Source organism: Bradyrhizobium sp. AT1, from assembly GCF_001590795.1.
Taxonomy (GTDB): Bacteria; Pseudomonadota; Alphaproteobacteria; order Rhizobiales; family Xanthobacteraceae; genus Bradyrhizobium.
This window is the reverse complement of the sequence record NZ_JXDL01000001.1, coordinates 815,160-817,892: the sequence shown is the minus strand read 5'-3', so window position 1 is coordinate 817,892 and position 2,733 is coordinate 815,160. Positions and strand designations below refer to the sequence as shown.

The following is a 2,733-nucleotide window of genomic DNA, read 5'->3' as shown; positions in this document are numbered from 1 at the left end:
ATCGACCGTGGCTTGCTGCGGGGCCTGCTCGTTCTTCTTGGCCTTCTTGGCTTTGGGCTGGCCGGTGTTGTCGTAGACGCCTGGGATCTGCACCGTGCCGCGGTCCGGATCGATCCGGATGGTGCGCCCGTTATACTCGAAAGTGTACTGCGCCTGGGCAGCTGTGCTCGCCAAAAGGAATGCGGCCGCGGCCAACAGCTTCCTCATTTCGCCTCTCCTGAACAGATGGTCCCCGGACCGACGCTTACGCGCCGGTCCGATCGCAAAAAGTGATCTAGATCACTGTCTCGGTATGAGTCGTCGTCCTGCTGTTCAGGGTTCAATAGCTCAAGGGCTGGTCCAAAGTTGGGCCGACGCAGGCGACAGGAGGACGCGGCCTGGAGCGCCGCTCCCAGGGACGAGGAACGGGAGATTCGAGGCCGTCCAGGGAAGGTCTAGTCGAACCAAGCGGCGTAGATCTTCTTGTAGCTGCCGTCCTCCATGGAAATGTGCAGCCATTGGTCGACGAAGGCCTTCAGCGCCACGTCGCGCTGCAGCCAATAGGCCTTCTCGGAGAAGTCGAACGGCTTTTCGGGATGCACCGCGCAGAGCACGCCGGCGTGCTGCTTCTGCTGGTAGCGCGTCTCGGAGGCGTCCGTCATCATCAGATCGGCGTTCCCCTTGGCGATCTCGTCGAAGATCGCGGTGTTGTCGGGGAAGACGGTGATCTCGGCATCCTTGACGTTGGCGCGTGCGAAACGCTCGTTGGTGCCGCCGGGATTGACGATGACGCGGGTGCCCTTCTTGTCGATGTCGGCGATGCTCTGGTACTTGCCGGCGTCGGCGCAGCGGGTGATCGGCGTCTTGCCCTCGCGCATGATTGGCGTCGAGAAGAAGCCCTTCTTCTGCCGGTCGAGCGTCACTGACACGCCACCCATGGCGATGTCGAACTGGTCGGCCTCGAAATCCTTCATCAGCTTAGGCCAGGCTGTCGGCACGAACTCCACCTTGACTCCGAGCGCCTTGCCGAGCGCCTGCGCCATGTCGACATCGAAGCCGCTGAACTGCTGCGTCGCCTTGTCCAGATAGGTGAAGGGCTTGTAGTCGCCGGTCATGCCGACGCGCAGGGTTCCGCGCTTCACAATCTCGTCGAGGCGCGAGGGCGCCTGCTGCGCATGGGCCGAAAGGTTTGCCAGCAGCGCCACGGCCAAAGCCGCCATGATTCGAACAGCCATTCGAACGATCATCTCTTTTCCACCCATGCTCGAGCTGCCATTCTGCAGCTCTTGAAACGGTGGATTTAGACCAGATGCCAGTCGCTGGCGAGGCGGAATTGAAGGGAATCTTGGTGTGACGATCTCGATGTACGAGGCCTCGGCCGGCTTGTTCGTGCCGTATCTGCGCAACCTGTCTGCCCTGCTCGACAAGGGCGTGGCCTATGCGGAAACCCGCAAGTTCAATCCAGCCGTCCTGCTCGGCATGCGCATGGCGCCCAACATGTACGACCTGGCGCAGCAGATCGGCGAGGCCTGCCGCCACGCCACGGTCGCGCCGGCCTTGCTGGCGGAGCGCGAGCCGGTAGCATTGCCGGCGGTGGAGCACGACATGGCCGGGCTCCAGGCGCGCATCGCGACCTCGATCGAGTTCATCGAAAGCCTGCCGCGCGCGGCGATCGACGCGGCGGCGGAACGGAATGTCTTCTTCAAGCTGAAGAACGGGACCGAGCTGCCCTTCACCGGGCGGACGCTGCTGCTGACGTTCAGCGTCCCACAATTCTTCTTTCACGTCACGACAGCGTACGACCTGTTGCGGCACGCAGGCGTCGAACTGGTGAAGAAGGATTATCTCGGAAGGAAGTAATTGCCGGGCTCAGTCTACACCTCTCCTTCGAGAGAGGTGTGGAAAGGCCTCAGGCAGTAGCTTACGCTTCGCCCTTGCGCTCGTAATCGGCGAGCGAGCTGCGGCCGGCGATCTCGCTGCGCAGCTCTTCGAAGCGCCGGTGCGCCTCGTCTTGCTGGGCGTCGACGAAATGCACGGCGGACTCGCTCGTCATGGGGCCGTTGACCACGGGCGCGGATTGTTCGCCGATGGTCTCGTGCACGTAATATTGGCCGTCATCGCCGCGATGCACCGTCCATTTGAGACGGATCGCCACCATCGGGCCGGGGCCGACCTTGCTGTAGCCGTCGGCGTCGGTGTGCTCGGGCACCAGTGGTTGCTCTTCGACCAGAGGATGCTCGTCGACCATCGGATGTTCATCGACGACCGGCCGCTCGTCGGAGTCCTGGTGCTCGCGCTCTCCGGCGACGACGATCTCCGTCTCGGTCTTGCGAATGACCAGGACGGGCTCGGGGTTCTCCAGGATGCTGGCGATGGTTGCCAGCGTGTGGTCGGTCGGATCGATCTCTGACAAGGGCTCATCCTCCAGCTCGGCGCGGCCGGCCAGTGCTGTCCCGCTGCCGCCGCGCTTCCGGCTCCATTACGCGCGTTTGATTAAGGCTGAGTTGGGGCTCGATATGCACCAAAATGGGACGCATTCTGGCCTTCCGAAGGCGGGCGCTGCCGTCGCCCACCCGAGGTTCGGCTCAGCCCAACACGTCTTGATTGATGACGTTCTGCCTGATCGGATCGCCGTCGAGCACGCTCAGAATGTTGCGCGCGGTCTGCTCGCTCATGCGCTGGACCGCTTCGACCGTGACGCCGGCAACGTGCGGGGCGATGATGACGTTGGGCAGGGCGAACAGCGCGTTGCTG

The 2,733-nt window shown here is 63.2% G+C and carries 3 protein-coding genes and 2 pseudogenes; 1 reads left to right on the top strand and 4 read right to left on the bottom strand.

Annotated features, from left to right (window positions below):
- Together SE92_RS03845 and SE92_RS03840 are read right to left on the bottom strand one after the other, a co-directional pair.
- Nucleotides 1-207: pseudogene (locus tag SE92_RS03845) on the bottom strand (DUF2147 domain-containing protein); the annotation flags it as partial.
- Between the two features lie 227 nt (nucleotides 208-434).
- Nucleotides 435-1,214, bottom strand: coding sequence for a transporter substrate-binding domain-containing protein (locus SE92_RS03840; protein ID WP_157095075.1), 780 nt, complete (start codon nucleotides 1,212-1,214; stop codon nucleotides 435-437).
- A 127-nt stretch (nucleotides 1,215-1,341) separates the two neighbouring features.
- On the opposite strand from SE92_RS03840, the gene SE92_RS03835 reads away from it, so the two are divergent.
- A complete protein-coding gene (locus SE92_RS03835) occupies nucleotides 1,342-1,839 on the top strand; it encodes a DUF1993 domain-containing protein (RefSeq protein WP_063194540.1) in 498 nt (165 codons plus the stop codon).
- A 61-nt stretch (nucleotides 1,840-1,900) separates the two neighbouring features.
- On the opposite strand, the gene SE92_RS36470 is transcribed toward SE92_RS03835, so the two are convergent.
- Both SE92_RS36470 and SE92_RS35580 read right to left on the bottom strand, forming a co-directional pair.
- The gene (locus SE92_RS36470) at nucleotides 1,901-2,392 is read right to left on the bottom strand and encodes a hypothetical protein (protein WP_063194539.1); all 492 of its coding nucleotides are present in this window, start codon (nucleotides 2,390-2,392) and stop codon (nucleotides 1,901-1,903) included.
- A gap of 172 nt (nucleotides 2,393-2,564) precedes the next feature.
- A pseudogene (locus SE92_RS35580) lies at nucleotides 2,565-2,733 on the bottom strand (hydroxyacid dehydrogenase); the annotation flags it as partial.

Bases quoted from the DNA above. Each gene is read 5' to 3' on its own strand.
- SE92_RS03840 (WP_157095075.1), bottom strand. From the start codon at position 1,214: ATGGCTGTTCGAATCATGGCGGCTTTGGCCGTGGCGCTGCTGGCAAAC.
- SE92_RS03835 (WP_063194540.1), top strand. From the start codon at position 1,342: ATGTACGAGGCCTCGGCCGGCTTGTTCGTGCCGTATCTGCGCAACCTG.